At 35.4% G+C, this 15592-nt stretch carries 13 protein-coding genes; 2 read left to right on the top strand and 11 right to left on the bottom strand.

Annotated features, from left to right (window positions below):
* Nucleotides 1-6 precede the first annotated feature (6 nt).
* Together cysC and DCO46_RS06845 are read left to right on the top strand one after the other, a co-directional pair.
* On the top strand, nt 7-1536 hold the full coding sequence (gene cysC, locus DCO46_RS06850) for an adenylyl-sulfate kinase (RefSeq protein WP_243416271.1): 1530 nt from the start codon (nt 7-9) through the stop codon (nt 1534-1536).
* Nucleotides 1537-1591: 55 nt separating this feature from the next.
* Nucleotides 1592-2254, top strand: a complete 663-nt coding sequence (locus tag DCO46_RS06845; RefSeq protein WP_116751819.1) for a TrmH family RNA methyltransferase — start codon at nt 1592-1594, stop codon at nt 2252-2254.
* Between the two features lie 93 nt (nt 2255-2347).
* Here the strand turns inward: DCO46_RS06845 and DCO46_RS06840 are convergent, their stop codons facing one another.
* The 11 genes from DCO46_RS06840 to DCO46_RS06790 form a co-directional block, all read right to left on the bottom strand.
* Nucleotides 2348-3943, bottom strand: a complete 1596-nt coding sequence (locus DCO46_RS06840; protein WP_116751818.1) for a PepSY-associated TM helix domain-containing protein — start codon at nt 3941-3943, stop codon at nt 2348-2350.
* Between the two features lie 2 nt (nt 3944-3945).
* A complete protein-coding gene (locus DCO46_RS06835) occupies nt 3946-6105 on the bottom strand; it encodes a TonB-dependent receptor (protein WP_116751817.1) in 2160 nt (719 codons plus the stop codon).
* A gap of 92 nt (nt 6106-6197) precedes the next feature.
* Nucleotides 6198-6575, bottom strand: coding sequence for a hypothetical protein (locus DCO46_RS06830; protein ID WP_243416270.1), 378 nt, complete (start codon nt 6573-6575; stop codon nt 6198-6200).
* A 27-nt stretch (nt 6576-6602) separates the two neighbouring features.
* The gene (locus DCO46_RS06825; RefSeq protein ID WP_116751815.1) at nt 6603-7562 is read right to left on the bottom strand and encodes a transporter; all 960 of its coding nucleotides are present in this window, start codon (nt 7560-7562) and stop codon (nt 6603-6605) included.
* Between the two features lie 11 nt (nt 7563-7573).
* A complete protein-coding gene (locus tag DCO46_RS06820) occupies nt 7574-8617 on the bottom strand; it encodes a cytochrome-c peroxidase (RefSeq protein ID WP_116751814.1) in 1044 nt (347 codons plus the stop codon).
* 98 nt (nt 8618-8715) lie between these two features.
* Nucleotides 8716-9519 carry an MbnP family protein gene (locus DCO46_RS06815; protein WP_116751813.1) on the bottom strand — a complete coding sequence of 268 codons (804 nt, stop codon included), beginning with the start codon at nt 9517-9519 and terminating at the stop codon, nt 8716-8718.
* A gap of 111 nt (nt 9520-9630) precedes the next feature.
* A complete protein-coding gene (locus DCO46_RS06810; RefSeq protein ID WP_243416269.1) occupies nt 9631-9879 on the bottom strand; it encodes a hypothetical protein in 249 nt (82 codons plus the stop codon).
* 299 nt (nt 9880-10178) lie between these two features.
* Nucleotides 10179-13523 carry a preprotein translocase subunit SecA gene (gene secA, locus DCO46_RS06805; RefSeq protein ID WP_116751811.1) on the bottom strand — a complete coding sequence of 1115 codons (3345 nt, stop codon included), beginning with the start codon at nt 13521-13523 and terminating at the stop codon, nt 10179-10181.
* 90 nt (nt 13524-13613) lie between these two features.
* Nucleotides 13614-13835, bottom strand: a complete 222-nt coding sequence (locus tag DCO46_RS06800; RefSeq protein ID WP_007138072.1) for a DUF2795 domain-containing protein — start codon at nt 13833-13835, stop codon at nt 13614-13616.
* Between the two features lie 239 nt (nt 13836-14074).
* Complete coding sequence (locus DCO46_RS06795) at nt 14075-14644, bottom strand: cob(I)yrinic acid a,c-diamide adenosyltransferase (protein WP_116751810.1); 570 nt, start codon at nt 14642-14644, stop codon at nt 14075-14077.
* A gap of 93 nt (nt 14645-14737) precedes the next feature.
* The gene (locus tag DCO46_RS06790) at nt 14738-15424 is read right to left on the bottom strand and encodes an ABC transporter ATP-binding protein (protein ID WP_116751809.1); all 687 of its coding nucleotides are present in this window, start codon (nt 15422-15424) and stop codon (nt 14738-14740) included.
* Nucleotides 15425-15592: the final 168 nt, after the last annotated feature.

Raw genomic sequence — 15592 nt, 5'->3', positions numbered from 1 at the left:
TCTGAAATGATTTTAATTCAATTTACAGGTTTGTCGGGTTCCGGTAAAACTACTTTAGCCAAAAATGTAGCGCATTTACTGTCAGCAAGAGGGCACAAAGTAGAAGTTGTCGATGGAGATAGTTACAGAAAAACACTTTGCAAAGACCTGGGATTTTCAAAAGAAGACAGACAGAAAAACATCAAACGGCTTTTTAAGCTCGGTCAGGAATTTGTTCAGTCAAATGTGATTGTCTTAATGTCAGTGATTAATCCTTACGAGGATTTGAGAAATAAATTGAGTCAGCACAAATTCGTAAAAACGGTATTTCTGGATTGTTCTATAGAGAGTCTTATCAAAAGAGACCCTAAAGGCTTGTATAAAAAAGCACTTTTACCGGATGAGGATATCAATAAGATTAAAAATTTTACCGGAATTAGTGATGTCTACGAGATTCCCCTAAAAGCCGATTTAGTAATAAGAACCGATTCAGAATCAGAATCAGTTTCAACAGAAAAACTTTATTCTTTTATTCTAAACAGTTTAGGTGATACAGCTGCTTTTGAAACTGCCTTTTCAAATACGGAAAACATCAATCATCCACTTTTGCACTGGATTCCCAATAAATTAATTGAAAAAGACGATAAAATATATTTTGAGTGGATTTATTTGGGAGAGAAAAGATATTTGGAGCCATTTTTTGAAGAGACACTGTCAAAATGCCAAAGCCATTCCGTTAATTCCAAAAGATTTAAGGTTGTAAGTACTGCGGAAAACCTTATTGACTGGGCCGCTCAATTGACTTCTGCCGACTTAAAGGCTTTTGTATTTCATGTTTCGCGTTGCGGCTCCACAATGCTTGCGCAATCTTTGGCCGTTTCCCCACAAAATATAGTGGTAGCAGAAGCTCCGATTATTGATCTGATTTTGAGGAGTAAGGCGTTTGATTCTGCCAAAAAAAGAGATCTTATCAAAGCGGTAATCAGGATCTTAGGTCAAAAACGATTCCCGGATGAAAAGAATTTAATTATAAAACTGGATTCCTGGCATATATTTAAAACGGCCGAATTACGATCCATTTTTTCGGAGTTGCCTTTTGTGCTGCTTTACCGAAATCCGGTTGAGGTTTTAAAATCCCATTCAAAATTAAGAGGAATGCATATGGTTCCAAATCTGCTTCCGGCTGATGTTTTTGGGCTTAGTAATCAGGAAATTGACGAAATTGACTTTCATCAATATGGTGCGGTTGTTCTTGAGGAATATTTTAAGGCCTACAATGATTTTTCTGAAAAAGACCCAAATGTTTCAATATACAATTATAATGAAGGAATGAAAACCATTTTAGACCGGTTTCTTACGATTATAAATGCGGATTATTATATCGAAGAAGTAGATCAAATGTACGAGCGTCTGAAAAAGCACTCTAAAAATGAAAAAAGTGCCTTTACGGGAGATGTTTTTATAAATGAAAAATTACCGATTGATGTCGAAAAGGTAAATTATTTATACAAAAGGCTGGATGAGAAAATAACAGGACAGTTAGCCGGAAGGAGTTAAACACTACTTTATAAACAATTCTTTTTTAGTATTTTTGCGGCAAATAACACCAAAAATGACTGATTTAGATTATCTCGCATTCCTTGAAAATATATTAACTGACAACCGTAAAGAAAAGTTTCTGAAAGTTTTAGCCAATCGTACCAAACATTTTACAATTGCTGTTGAGGATGTTTTTCAGATGCACAATACAAGTGCAGTAATGCGAAGCTGTGAGGTTTTCGGAATTCAGGAACTTAATATTATCGAGCAGCGTTATGGTAAAAGAATCGATAAAGAAATTGCAATGGGTGCTCAAAAATGGGTAGATATCAATCAGTTTGATTCGATTACCAATTGTGTTTCGACTTTAAAAAATCAGGGGTATCAAATTATTGCTACTACACCTCACGAAAATGACTGTTTGCTCGAAGATTTTGATATTACAAAACCAAGTGCCTTATTCTTCGGTACAGAACGTGACGGACTTTCTCAGGAAATCTTAGACAAAGCCGATGGTTTTCTAAAAATACCGATGGTAGGTTTTACAGAAAGTTTAAATATTTCAGTTTCTGCAGCAATCATCATTCAAAACCTAACCAACCGTTTACGGAATTCAGATATAAAGTGGCAATTATCAGAACAGGAAATCCTTGAAAAACGTCTTGCCTGGGCAAAAAGCTCGATTAAAGATATTAAGCGAATAGAAGCCAGATACTTTGAGGAAAATCCCAGATAAAGTTTTTTTAAAGATACTAAGATTCTAAGGTTCTGAGATTCTAAGAGAATTAAACTTAGTATCTCAGCATCTTAGAACCTCAGAACCTTTAATCTATTTTTTCAGAAAAAGAATAAAGCCTAAAACACTGACGATTAAAATAGACAGCGCCGCTAAAACTGTTGCCAGGTCACGGATATTTTTTCCTGCCCAGTCCATAAATAAAAATTTATGCAGGATGGCAAAAGAATACCCTTCTACTTTATCCGAAGTTGTAACAACTGCCGCCAGTCTTGACGTTGCTGTTTCAATAAAATAGGATGTTTTCTCCGGAGTGTCATAAGTCAGTTTTATAACCGGAAGTCTTTTATTGACAAAGCCATATTCCCTGCTTTCAAAATCAGTCAGAACTTTTGATTCTGCTAATTTTACGTTTTCCAGAGCTGGATGAGGTTCTTCACCAGAACTTACGTCCATTTCGCAACAAGCTCCTTTTGGCGTACCGTCTGTAAAATAGTACGCTAAAAATTCTGCGTATTGTAGATCAATATCTGGCACAATTTGATTAGTGGCTGCATTAATATAAACTACTTCTGATTTTGAATCTTTTTTATTCCATTTAGAATCGCCTGTTGGTTTTCTGAATTTTCGAGTCTCTTTTTCAGTCAGCTGACAACGATAATATATAGTATCGTTTAGCATTATGATGCCGATATTTTCAAAACGGTTCCAGTCCAGATTCAGATTATTATTGGCAACCGGAATTTCTTTGGTCGAAAATGTAGGTTCATAAACCATCTGTGACAAAGTATAAGGCGACCATTTTGTGGTAGCGTGATAAGCACCGCTAAATGCGAATGTCAGCGTAAAGAGCGAAACCCAGATCCCGATTTGGCGATGGTATTTTCTCAATCCTTTTTTGGGTTGTGCACTATCGGTTTTCTTGAATTGTTTCCACAGCAAACCATAAATTAAAATCCCGCTCAAAGCAGAAAATCCAATAACCGACAACAGGAAAATCATAGTAATAATCCGGATACTGTTGTTCGTAATGGCATCCATAAAAGACCAGTTATGAAAAGTATCAAAGAACCAGATAAAAAACTGTCTTGATGCCGGATTATATGTAGCCAGCTTACCGGATAAGGTTTCAACATAAATCTGCATCGCATCGGGGCGGTCAAAACTTAATTTATAAACCGGTAAATAACGATTCACATATTTATATTGCGAAGTAAATTCGGTAACAACTTCAATCTTTTTTACCGGACTTTTTTGATCGTCAAGAAAATAACGCGAAAGCCATTCGGCATATTTCTGATCACCGTTTTCCAGTTTTTTACCATTTGAAGCATCAAAATACAATAAATCACCGGGAATCAGTTTTACCTGATAGTATGTTGCATTGTTGAAAGAAACGATTCTGAAGTTTTTAAAATCATTGATGCTGTTTTGCTTTAAAACTTCCTGAATCGAAAACTGCAGCTTATTTTTGTCAATAACCTGCTGTTCTATTTTATCGTGAGCGATTTCAGGTTTAAAAAAATGTGCCATAAACGGATGCATCAAACCTGATAATGTCCAGAAAATAACCGGAATTATAGTAATCAAACCAATAACACGATGCCACTTATACATGTGCTGCTTGATTTTTTTAATGAATTTGGAATCCTTCTTTTTAGAAATCTTTTTGTTTTTTTCTTTACTCATTGCTATTTTTTTAATGAAAAATTATACTGGATTCCAAAAACAAAAGTTCTCGGTGCTGCTGCGGTATAAGTTGGCTGTGCACCCGTTGTATTGGCTCTGGAAACATTATAAGCATATAATTTATCTGTTAGGTTCAGTACATTTCCGTAAATCTCAATTTTCTTCCACTGATAGCCAATTCTGGCGTTAAACAAATTGTATCCGTCATATTTTACCGTATTGATTTGATCCTGGTAATAACTTCCGACCAACTGCCATTCGATTGAAGTCCTAAAATTGGGAAGCCAGTTTGGATAGTACGTTGCTTCAGAATTTCCGGACCATTTCGGAGCCGCAGGCATTTCTTTTCCATTTAAATCCTGAACCGGATCTGACGGTTTGTCTGAAAGTTTAAAATCAATATAGGTATGTTGCGCATAAGTTCCGCCAAGGCGAATATTGAATTGTTTTGATGGTCTGTATGAAGCACCAAATTCAATTCCTTTGTGACGTGTTTCTCCGGCAGAACGATAATCGGTAGAATTATCCGGAAGTTTGATACTTAACAATTCATTTTTTCCTTCCATATAATAGAAAGCGTAGTCAATATTTAATTTATTTTCGAAGAAGGAAAGCCATCCGCCAATTTCATAATTATCAAAAGTTGCGGGTTCCAGATTATAATAAAAATCAGCAGGAACTCCTGTTGTTCCGCCGGTTCCGGGTTTTGTCCTGAAAATTGAAGTAATTCCCGGAGGAGCAAAACCTTGTGAATAATTTCCATAAAACCCTGCAAAATCAAATGGATTGTAATTTAAACCTGTTTTATAAGTTGTTTTATCGTAGACTTTGCTTCCTGTAGAATTGTCCAAAGCATTGTTATAATTAATTTTCATATTGTCATAACGACCGCCAACTGTGATAACTAATTTTTCAAATGGATTAAAACTAAATTGAGCATATTCTGCATAATTATAAATATCTGCTGTATAATCGGCTAATTTAGAATCTGGATGTTCAGCAATAATTTCATAAGAATCTACCGTTTGTTTTCCTGCTTCTCCCGGATTTAAATTTGCCTTTAAATCAATTACATAAGACCAGTAGGTTACCGGAGAATAGTCATATAATGCGCCTGCAACGATTTTAGCGTTCAGAAAATCAAATTTTTGGGTATGCTGTCCAATGGCACCATAACTTTTAAAGTTATTCGAATTTATTTCTCCTTTGGCAGTTGTCGGGTTTACCGTCGGGCTCCATTTTATTCCGTATGATGGATTTTGCCCCAGTTTATTATCACGCAAATAAGTGGTAAGATAACTGCTTGATTTATCATTCCAGTCATGTTCAAGGGTTAATCGGGTTCTTAAAGCATCTGATTTTCTATAAGTAAAGTCAGTTGTGCTTTTGTATGTTCTGTGATTAAACGCTTCTTCATTGACGCTCCCGCTCATATCTGAATAATATTTTCCGTACATCGTATTACTAATCAGTCGGGTAGAAGGGGAGATGTTGTAATCGATTCTGGCATTCAGATTGTCTTTGTTATAATCTGAATAGGTCATCCAGCCGTTTTCCTGAAGACTTGAAATTCCGGCAATATGAAAGCCAACTTTTCCGACAGTTGCCCCGCCTGCTGCCTGAAATCTTCTGTAACCATAATTATCTGCCTGAACTCCAAACTTGAATTCCGGATCAACAGGTGGTTTTAGTGAAATCAGATTGATTGTCCCTCCAACCGCTTCAGGACCGTATAAAGAAGAAACCGGGCCTTTTACAACCTCTATACTCTGAAGATTGAACTGATTTATTTCTAATAAAGCATTGTGATTAAAAATTCCCATTGGGCGAATTGGTAAGCCATCTTCCAAATACAAATAATAAGCATTTGTGGTCATGGGCTGGCGAATCGACATCATGTGCTGTTCGTTTCCTAAATTGACCATTAATACACCCGGTGTTTTATTGATAATTTCGTAAACCGCAGTTGCTTTGGCTTCATTTATCGTTTTTGCTGTCAATTTGCTAATGGCAACCGGAGTTTCTTTACGCAAAGTTGCCGTACGGTTAGCGGTCACAAATACGTTTTCCAGTTCCTGGGATTTGGTGGTGTCTTTTTCGATTTTATTCTGAGAAAAGACACATTGTCCTATGATTAATAGGATGAAGTATATTTTTTTCATTCTGAATTATGTAAATTTTAAAATGTAACGCTGTTTTTGACATTAAGCCAAAAAATATTTTTCAGTTTTCTACTGAAAAATGAAACTAAAATTTATATAAAACGGGATGGAGGATGAAAGGTTGAATTGGAAACGGCAATTGGTTTTTTGTCGAACGAAGCAAAAAGCTTTACTTCATATTCGATTGTTGCAACCAACTCATAATTAATAACGCCAATGTTTTGAATGTAAACAACTTCTGCTTTTTCTTTTAGGTTGTCGTGCATTCTTTTTTCATTATCAGCATATTTTTTTAAACTTTTCTGAAGTTCACAACGACCGTTGCAACTATTAAAAAGCATTTTTCGCTGGACACAGATTGTCTTCGAAATTTCTTCCTGATTCAGCTTAAATGAAGTGTACGCAAAGAAACTGCCAAATGAAGGCACTAATAGCATGCAGGAAAGAAATATGATAAATAATCTTTTCAACTGGTTTCTTTGTTAAGGTTTAATTTTTTAAAGGGTATAATTTAAATTAATGCTCCATCTGTAATTGGCTTCCATATTTCCATTAGACAGGTTTTGATTAATCGGTAACATCGCATTTACACCAATAGAAAAGCGATCTTTTCCAGCTTCCATACCAAATTTTCCAAACAAAATATCACCTTCAGTATTCGGTACATCCAATCCGTGCTGTACATTCGTTTTATACACTTCGCCAGCTAAACCTGCCTGTGGTACAATCTGAAAAGAATTGACATCAAAGAGATAAAAGAATGTTCCGGCATAATTGAATTGATCACCATATTGATAGTTTTTACTGTTTTTGGTTTTAAAAATGTAATTCAGAGTTGTATTTAAACCCAAATTATCATGTTTGATTACATACTCAGAAACCAGAGGAAAATCCCAGCTTCCTGTTCCTAACTGAAAGCTTTGGTTGATGCTTCCCAGATTATTAATTTCTTTAAATTTTCCGGTTGGCATTTTAACACCTCCACCAATATTCAATTTATGAGTAAAAAAGGTGCTGTCTTTTTGAGTTTCATAAACAGTATAAAGCCCCATAACTGTAATATCTCCCAAGCCTTCAATATTTTGAGTTCCGGCTGTTAATTTTCTTTCATGAAAATGATACGGAACCAAAGCTGAAATCTGGATTTTTTCTGTCACGGGTATTCTCGCCCAGGCCTGAACGGTATTGAAATTCTCATCAATCCATGGAGAATTGGCGAAAATCCCGTCACGGCTTGTATAATTTTGCTTGAAATATCGAAGTCCCACAAAATTATTATTCAGCATAGAACTAAATCCCATACTACCGCCACTAGCAGAACAACCGCAGGCATCGCAGTCAAAATCTTCCATCATGGCAAGACGTTGAAAAGTAAAAGTCGAAATACTGTCTTTTTCAGTAAAGCTAAAAGCTGATAAAACAGCCAAAAGCATTATTGTTGTTATTATTTTTTTCATTTTAATTATTTTTAGAATTCAGAAAAACGTTTATCGGTCAAGTATTGATTATCGGTCAGCGTTTTCAAAAATGCTATAATTTGTTTTTTATCGTTTTCAGAAAGTGCAATTCCAAATTTTCCATTTTGTTTCAAAAGCGGGTCCAAAGTCGGTGAATCTTCAATGCCCGATGCATAATGATTTAGAACAGCTTCCAGAGTTCCAAATCGGCCGTCATGCATATAAGGAGCAGACATTTCTACATTTCGTAAGCTTTGCACTTTAAACTTATAATAATCAGAAGCCAGTTCTGTTACTTTATAACGTCCGACATCATTCACTTTTGGATTTACTGCTAAACCATTATTCCTAAACGAATTGTCCGTCATAAGATCAGTAGCATGACAGGAAGCGCATTTTGATTTGAATAGGTCATATCCTGCAAGTTCATCTATTGTAAAAGTGCCACCGGCTTCATTACGCCTGAATTTATCAAATTTGGAATTCGATGAAACCATCATTACCATAAACTGCGAAAGTGCTTTCAGCATGTTTTCTGTAGTAATTGCACCATCATCAAAAGCTTGTCCAAATAGTTTTGGATAATCTTTGTCAGCCTTCATCATTTTTAGAATAGCGTTCAGATCACCGTTCATTTCAATTGCACTCGTTAAGGGAATCAAAGGCTGTAAATCCAAATGATTAGCAACTCCGTCATACATAAAAGTGGTCTGAAATGCTAAGTTCTGTATTGGAGGCGTATTTCTGGTTCCCAAAGCATCACCCACACCATGACTCACTGTGTGGCCATGATGTGTAAAAGCATTGGCCTGGATATGGCAAAATCCACACGAAACTATTCCGTCAGAAGCAAGACGTCCGTCGTAAAATAATTTTTTTCCTAATTCAAAACCTTTTTCTGTTGGTGGGTTTTGAGCAATATTGTATGCTAAATCAGGAAAATTAGAAGGTATTTTAAAATCCAAAGGAATATTGACATACTCATCGTCATCATTACTCGAACAGCTCAGTAATAACGGAAGAATCAACAACAGAAAATATTTTATTTTCAGCATGATATAATGTTTTTGTGATGTAAAAAGTTTTAGCATAATTTGAAATCTCATGAAAATGAAGATTAATTGCTAAAAACACCTTATAACTTAAAAAGAAATTAGTCGTTATGTACGTGATCAACTTTAAACATTGTAGCAATATTGGCAGTAATTAACGGAAGTGCAGTTCCGCCCATTATCATAGCACCCATTCCTTCAGCATTATAATCCGTAAGTTTAAGTTTGTTCGGACCATTAAAAACTTTTGATAAATCTGTAATTATATGTACATCAGGGCTTATGTTAGTTCTAACAAGTGCTTTGGTAGGAAGACCTAAGGTAACTTCTGTATAATTGTAATCTGTTCCTGTTTGGCCTGTATGAATCATAAATGGTGATGCAGACGTAACAGTTGCAGAAGTGAAAGTTCCCTCTAAAGCGAAAAATTTGTAACCTGCAGTCCAGTTCCAAAGCATATCAGCAGCTTGTGCCTGAGCAAGAAAATCGCCCTGACCTGAAGCACCTAATTGCCATTGTTCTTTATCAACACCAATTCCGAATTTTACTTTAACGTAATCTCCCGTCGGAACATCTGTAAGTTCAAATTTGTATCCTGCTTCAGAATTTTCATCCGCGATAAAATAGCTTTTGGATTTTGGGTAGGTAAAGGTCGTTCCATCTGCTTTGGTTAAAACAATATTGCTAACAATGTAACGAACCAGTTTGATTTTTAAAACTTCATTACCCGATGTTGTATTGCTTTGAGTTTCGAGAATAAGATCATTGTCTCCAAAAGCATTGTCAAATTTTAAACCTATTTTTCCGGTTGTGTCGGCACTTTCTTTTTCATCATCACTTGAACATGCGGTTGTAAATATGCTGATTACTAAAATTAATACTGCTTTGTAAAGTATATTTTTCATTTTGAGAATTTTATATAATTGAATTTAATTGTAGTTGTGCGCAAGCACTATTTCATTGTTATGAAACAACGAAATGATTTCAATATGAAATTGAAATGGTATTAAAAAAAATTATATAAAACAGGATGGAGGTCGGAAAGAAGCTTCCGAAAATGAAACAGGTTTTGTATCTGATAAGTCAAAGATTTTAGTTTTAGACTCAATTGGAGTTACTAAAACAAATTGAGATGTAATTGCATTCTGAATATAGACAAGTTCTGATTTTTCTTTCAGACTGTCATGCATTTTCTTTTCGTTATCGGCGTATTTTTTTAAGCTTTTTTGAAGTTCACAACGACCGTTACAGGTGTTGTTAATCATTTTTCGCTGTACACAGATGGTTTTCGAAATTTCTTTTTGATTTAATTTGAAAGAAGTATAAACAAAGAAGTTGCCAAAAGAAGGAACTAATAGCACACAGGATAGCAATATGATAAAAAATCGTTTCAAGACTGATTCATTGTTTACAGGAGCAAAAATACATTTTTATTATTATTTCGTATTATGATTTTTGTCATTTAATAAAAAAATCCCCAATTACTTTAGTAAATGGGGATTTTAATTTGATAAACCTGACAGGTTTTAACCTGTTAGGTTTAAATATGATCTTAAGTTAGAAATTATTCCTTAACAAGAACCCATGTTCCGGCAGCTAGAAGAATTTCTGCTTTTTTGTATTTCATTGTTTCAGTTTTACCGGTGGCAACTTCCTGAACTGTTACAGTATCATTTCGGTTGATTTTTGGCATATCTCTGACAATTGTTTCCGTAACCTGACGTTGCTGCGTTTCTCCGGCTTCACGATTACTGTCTTCGCTATTTGGAATTTCGTCTTTACTTAATTTAAAATTTTCTTTTTGACGAACTTCTCTTGCTTCGTGAATTTCAGGAACGTTTTGAGCAGGTAAATCACCTTTGAATAAGAATGAAATAACTTCTTTATTTACGTTATCCAGCATTCCTCTAAACAAGTTGAAAGCTTCTAATTTGTAGATAAGCAATGGGTCTTTTTGTTCGTGAACAGCTAATTGAACAGATTGTTTCAATTCGTCCATTTTACGTAAATGTTTTTTCCATGCTTCATCAACAATCGATAATGTGATGTTTTTCTCAAAATCAGCAATTAATTGGTCTCCCTGGCTATCATAAGCTTTTTTCAAATCAGTTACCACATTCAAAGTTTTGATTCCGTCTGTAAACGGAACTACAATTCTTTCAAAATGATTGTTTGGTTCTTCGTAAACTCCTTTGATAATTGGGAAAGCTTCTCTGGCACTTCTTTCTGTTTTTTCAGTGTAAAAAGCCAAAGCTTCTTTATAAACTTTTCCTGTAACTTCAATATCAGTTGATTTTGTAAAATCTGCTTCTGAAATTGGAGAAGTGATTCCGAAATAACGGATCAAATCAAATTCGAAAGTTTTGAAATCATTTGCCACTTTATTGTTGCTTACGATCAGCTCGCAAGTGTCATAAAGCATGTTTGCAATATCCAGTTTCAAACGCTCACCAAATAAAGCGTGGCGACGACGTTTGTAAACTACTTCACGTTGTGAGTTCATAACGTCATCATATTCTAATAAACGTTTACGAACACCAAAGTTGTTTTCTTCTACTTTTTTCTGAGCACGTTCGATAGATTTAGTCATCATAGAATGCTGAATAACTTCACCTTCCTGTAATCCCATTCTGTCCATTACTTTGGCAACTCTTTCAGAACCGAATAAACGCATCAGGTTATCTTCAAGAGAAACGTAGAATTGTGAACTTCCCGGGTCTCCCTGACGTCCTGCACGACCACGTAACTGTCTGTCAACACGACGGGAATCATGACGTTCTGTACCCACGATTGCTAAACCTCCTGCAGCTTTTACTTCCGGAGATAATTTAATATCGGTACCACGACCAGCCATGTTTGTTGCAATGGTTACAACTCCGGCTTTACCTGCTTCTTCTACGATTTGCGCCTCTTGTTTGTGCATTTTAGCATTCAAAACGTTATGTGTAACGCCTCTCATTTTCAACATTCGGCTTAATAATTCTGAAATCTCTACAGAAGTTGTTCCGATCAGTACAGGTCTTCCTGCATTTGATAATTCGGTAACGTCTTCAATAACAGCGTTGAATTTCTCACGTGTCGTTTTGTAGATATAATCTTCTTTGTCTTGTCTTGAGATTGGACGGTTGGTTGGAATTTCAACAACATCCAGTTTGTAAATCTGCCATAACTCTCCGGCTTCTGTAACAGCTGTACCCGTCATACCACCTAATTTGCTGTACATTCTGAAATAATTCTGTAATGTAACGGTTGCAAAAGTTTGTGTAGCAGCTTCAATTTTTACATTTTCTTTTGCTTCGATCGCCTGGTGTAATCCGTCAGAATAACGACGTCCATCCATGATACGGCCTGTTTGCTCATCGACAATCATAATTTTGTTGTCCATGATCACATATTCTACATCTTTTTCAAATAAAGCATACGCTTTTAAAAGTTGTGTAAGGGTATGGATACGCTCGCTTTTTACACCAAAATCCTGAAATAATCTTTCTCTTGCTTCAGCTTCAGCGTCTTTATCTAATTTTTGTTTTTCGATAGCAGCGATTTCAGTTCCAATATCCGGAAGTACGAAAAAGTCCGGATCTGTATCTCCTGAAAGGTATTGGATACCGTTATCAGTTAATTCAACCTGATTGTTTTTTTCTTCAATTACAAAATACAAAGCTTCATCTACTTTGTGCATTTCGCGATTGTTATCCTGCATGTATTGATTTTCGGTTTTTTGAAGCAATTGTTTAATTCCTTCTTCACTCAAAAATTTAATCAATGCTTTATTTTTAGGTAAACTTCTGTAAGCTCTTAATAATAAGAATCCGCCTTCTTTAGTATTTCCTTCTTTGATTAGTTTTTTAGCTTCAGCTAAGAAACCATTTGCTAACTGACGTTGTTGTGCAACTAAGTTTTCAATTTTTGGTTTCAGTTCATTAAATTCATGACGATCTCCCTGAGGAACCGGTCCTGAAATGATAAGAGGTGTTCTAGCATCATCGATCAATACAGAATCGACCTCATCGACAATAGCAAAGTTGTGTTTTCTCTGTACTAAATCAGCTGGCGAGTGTGCCATGTTATCTCTTAAGTAGTCAAAACCAAACTCATTGTTAGTTCCGTAAGTGATATCGGCGTCGTATGCTTTTTTTCTTTGTTCTGTACTTGGCTGGTGATTATCGATACAATCAACAGTTAAACCGTGAAATTCGAATAAAGGCGCTTTCCAGGTACTATCACGTTTTGCCAAATAGTCATTCACTGTTACTAAGTGAACTCCGTTTCCGGTTAAAGCGTTTAGGTATAATGGAAGTGTAGCAACCAAAGTTTTTCCTTCACCCGTTTGCATTTCGGCAACTTTACCTTCATGAAGAACCATACCTCCAATTAACTGAACATCATAATGAATCATGTCCCAGGTAATATCTTTTCCGGCAGCGTTCCATTTGTTGGCCCAAATCGCTTTTTCACCATCAATAGTGATGTACGATTTTGTTGCAGAAAACTCACGGTCTCTCGGGGTGGCAGTAACTTCTATATGTGAATTGTCTTTAAAACGACGTGCCGTTTCCTTAACCACAGAAAACGCTTCCGGAAGAATTTCCAGTAAAGTTTTTTCTGAAATCTCGTAAGCTTCTTTTTCAAGAGCATCAATAGCATCATAAAGATCTTCTCTTTTATCGATGTCTTCGATGTTTTCTACTTCCGCTTTAAGCGAAGCAATTTTAGCATCTTTCTCAGCTCTGGCTTCTTTAATTCTATCTTTAAAATAAACAGTTCTTCCTCTCAGTTCATCATTAGATAAACTCATCAGGCTGGTTTCGAATGTTTTAATTTTATTTAAGTAAGGTTGTAAAGCTTTGACATCTTTCTGTGACTTATCACCTACAAAGACTTTAATAATACTGTTTATGAAACTCATGATTTATTATATTTCTTTATTATTTTAATATATGTATTTGAACCAAAAAAAAAGCCTCCTTAACGAGAGACTTTTTCTTTGGTTTATTTTTTAATATTCATCCTCATTCCAAAGATAATCTTCGTCTGTTGGATAATCAGGCCAAATTTCTTCCATTGATTCATATATCTCGCCTTCATCTTCGATTGACTGAAGGTTTTCTACTACTTCTAATGGAGCACCAGCTCTAATAGCGTAGTCTATAAGTTCGTCTTTGTTAGCAGGCCATGGCGCATCACTTAAATAAGATGCTAATTCTAATGTCCAATACATCTGTTATCTGTTTAGTTTGTGCAAAAATAATTTTTTTACTGAAAAAGACAAGTAATTTTTGATTTATTTTAAGAAAATTTAAGAACGTCCCCTTTAAAATCCAATTTTTTAAATTCCAAATTCCAAAAAAGGAGCGTGAAATCTTAAAATATGGAAGTTTTTTATGATTTAGATTCGCAGAATTTTTTAATTGTTTCCTTGAAATTTGGGATTTTAAAGTTTTGGAATTTACAGAAAAATTATTTTCTGGGAATCCATTTCACTTCATCCGCTTTTAAGTCTGAGGACAACTTCCGTGCCAAGACAAAAAGGTAGTCAGAAAGTCTGTTTAAGTATTTAATTGCGATTTCAGGAACATGTTCATTATGGCTTAAACGGACAGCAAGACGCTCAGCACGACGGCAAATACAACGCGCAATATGACAATGTGACACGGTTGGATGTCCGCCCGGTAAAACAAAATGAGTCATTTGCGGAAGTGTATCTTCCATAGTATCAATTTCATTTTCCAATAATTCGATATCTGACTCTATAATCCCAAGATTTTTTAATCTCAGTTCTCCGTTTTTCATCACTTCTTTTTCCTGAGGAGTTGCCAAAATGGCGCCAACAGTAAAAAGACGATCCTGAATTTCGATTAAAATAGTTTTATAATGAGAATTCATTTCCTGATCGCGAATCAGTCCTATATAGGAGTTGAGTTCATCGACAGTTCCGTAACTGTCAATTCGTATGTCATCTTTAGGAACACGGGTACCACCAAAAAGTGCTGTAGTGCCTTTGTCCCCTGTTTTTGTATATACTTTCATGGTGATTTTAGATTGTAGATTTGTGATTTTAGATTGAAATGTTGCAACCTAAATTTTAGATTTAGAAAATAATCTAAAATCAGAAATCTAAAATTATTTAGTTGTGTCACTTTCAATTAGTCCGTCTCTTAAACGAATTACACGATGTGCATAAGCCGCAATATCTTCTTCGTGCGTTACCAGAATTACGGTGTTTCCCTGTGCGTGGATATCTCCGAAAAGCTTCATGATTTCTACAGACGTTTTACTGTCTAAGTTTCCCGTTGGTTCATCGGCCAGGATAATAGACGGTTTGTTTACTAAAGCACGGGCAATGGCGACACGCTGGCGTTGTCCTCCCGAAAGCTGATTCGGCTGGTGGTCCATTCGGTCGGCAAGATTTACCTGCTTTAAAACCTCTGTAGCTCTTGCGTTTCTTTCAGACTTTGAATACCCTGCATATATCATAGGTAAAGCCACGTTGTCTAAAGCAGTTGTTCTTGGTAAAAGATTGAACGTTTGAAAAACAAAACCAATCTCTGTATTTCTAATTCCGGCCAATTCATCATCTTTCATCTGGCTGACATCTTTTCCGTTCAAAACATAGTGACCAGAAGTTGGTGTGTCCAGACATCCTAACAAATTCATCAGAGTTGACTTTCCGGATCCTGAAGGGCCCATTAAGGCAACATACTCTCCTTTTTTTATTTCTAAATCAATTCCTTTTAAAACATACACGATTTCGTTCCCAAGAGCAAAATTTCGTTTGATGTCAGTTATTTTAATTAATGGATTTGCCATTCGTTTTACAATTTTGGTTTTAAAAGTACAAAACACTTTTTAATATTCTGATGAGTAGCCGGGAATTGATTTATGTTACACCGAATATTAATTTATGGCATATTAAAGATGTTTATAAAAAGTATATTTTATTTTATTAAAATTAGTGTTATATGATTTTACATACTT

Source organism: Flavobacterium sp. HTF, assembly GCF_003105115.1.
GTDB lineage: Bacteria > Bacteroidota > Bacteroidia > Flavobacteriales > Flavobacteriaceae > Flavobacterium.
The sequence above is the reverse complement of the archived record's forward strand: the minus strand, read 5'-3'. Positions and strand labels throughout refer to the sequence as shown.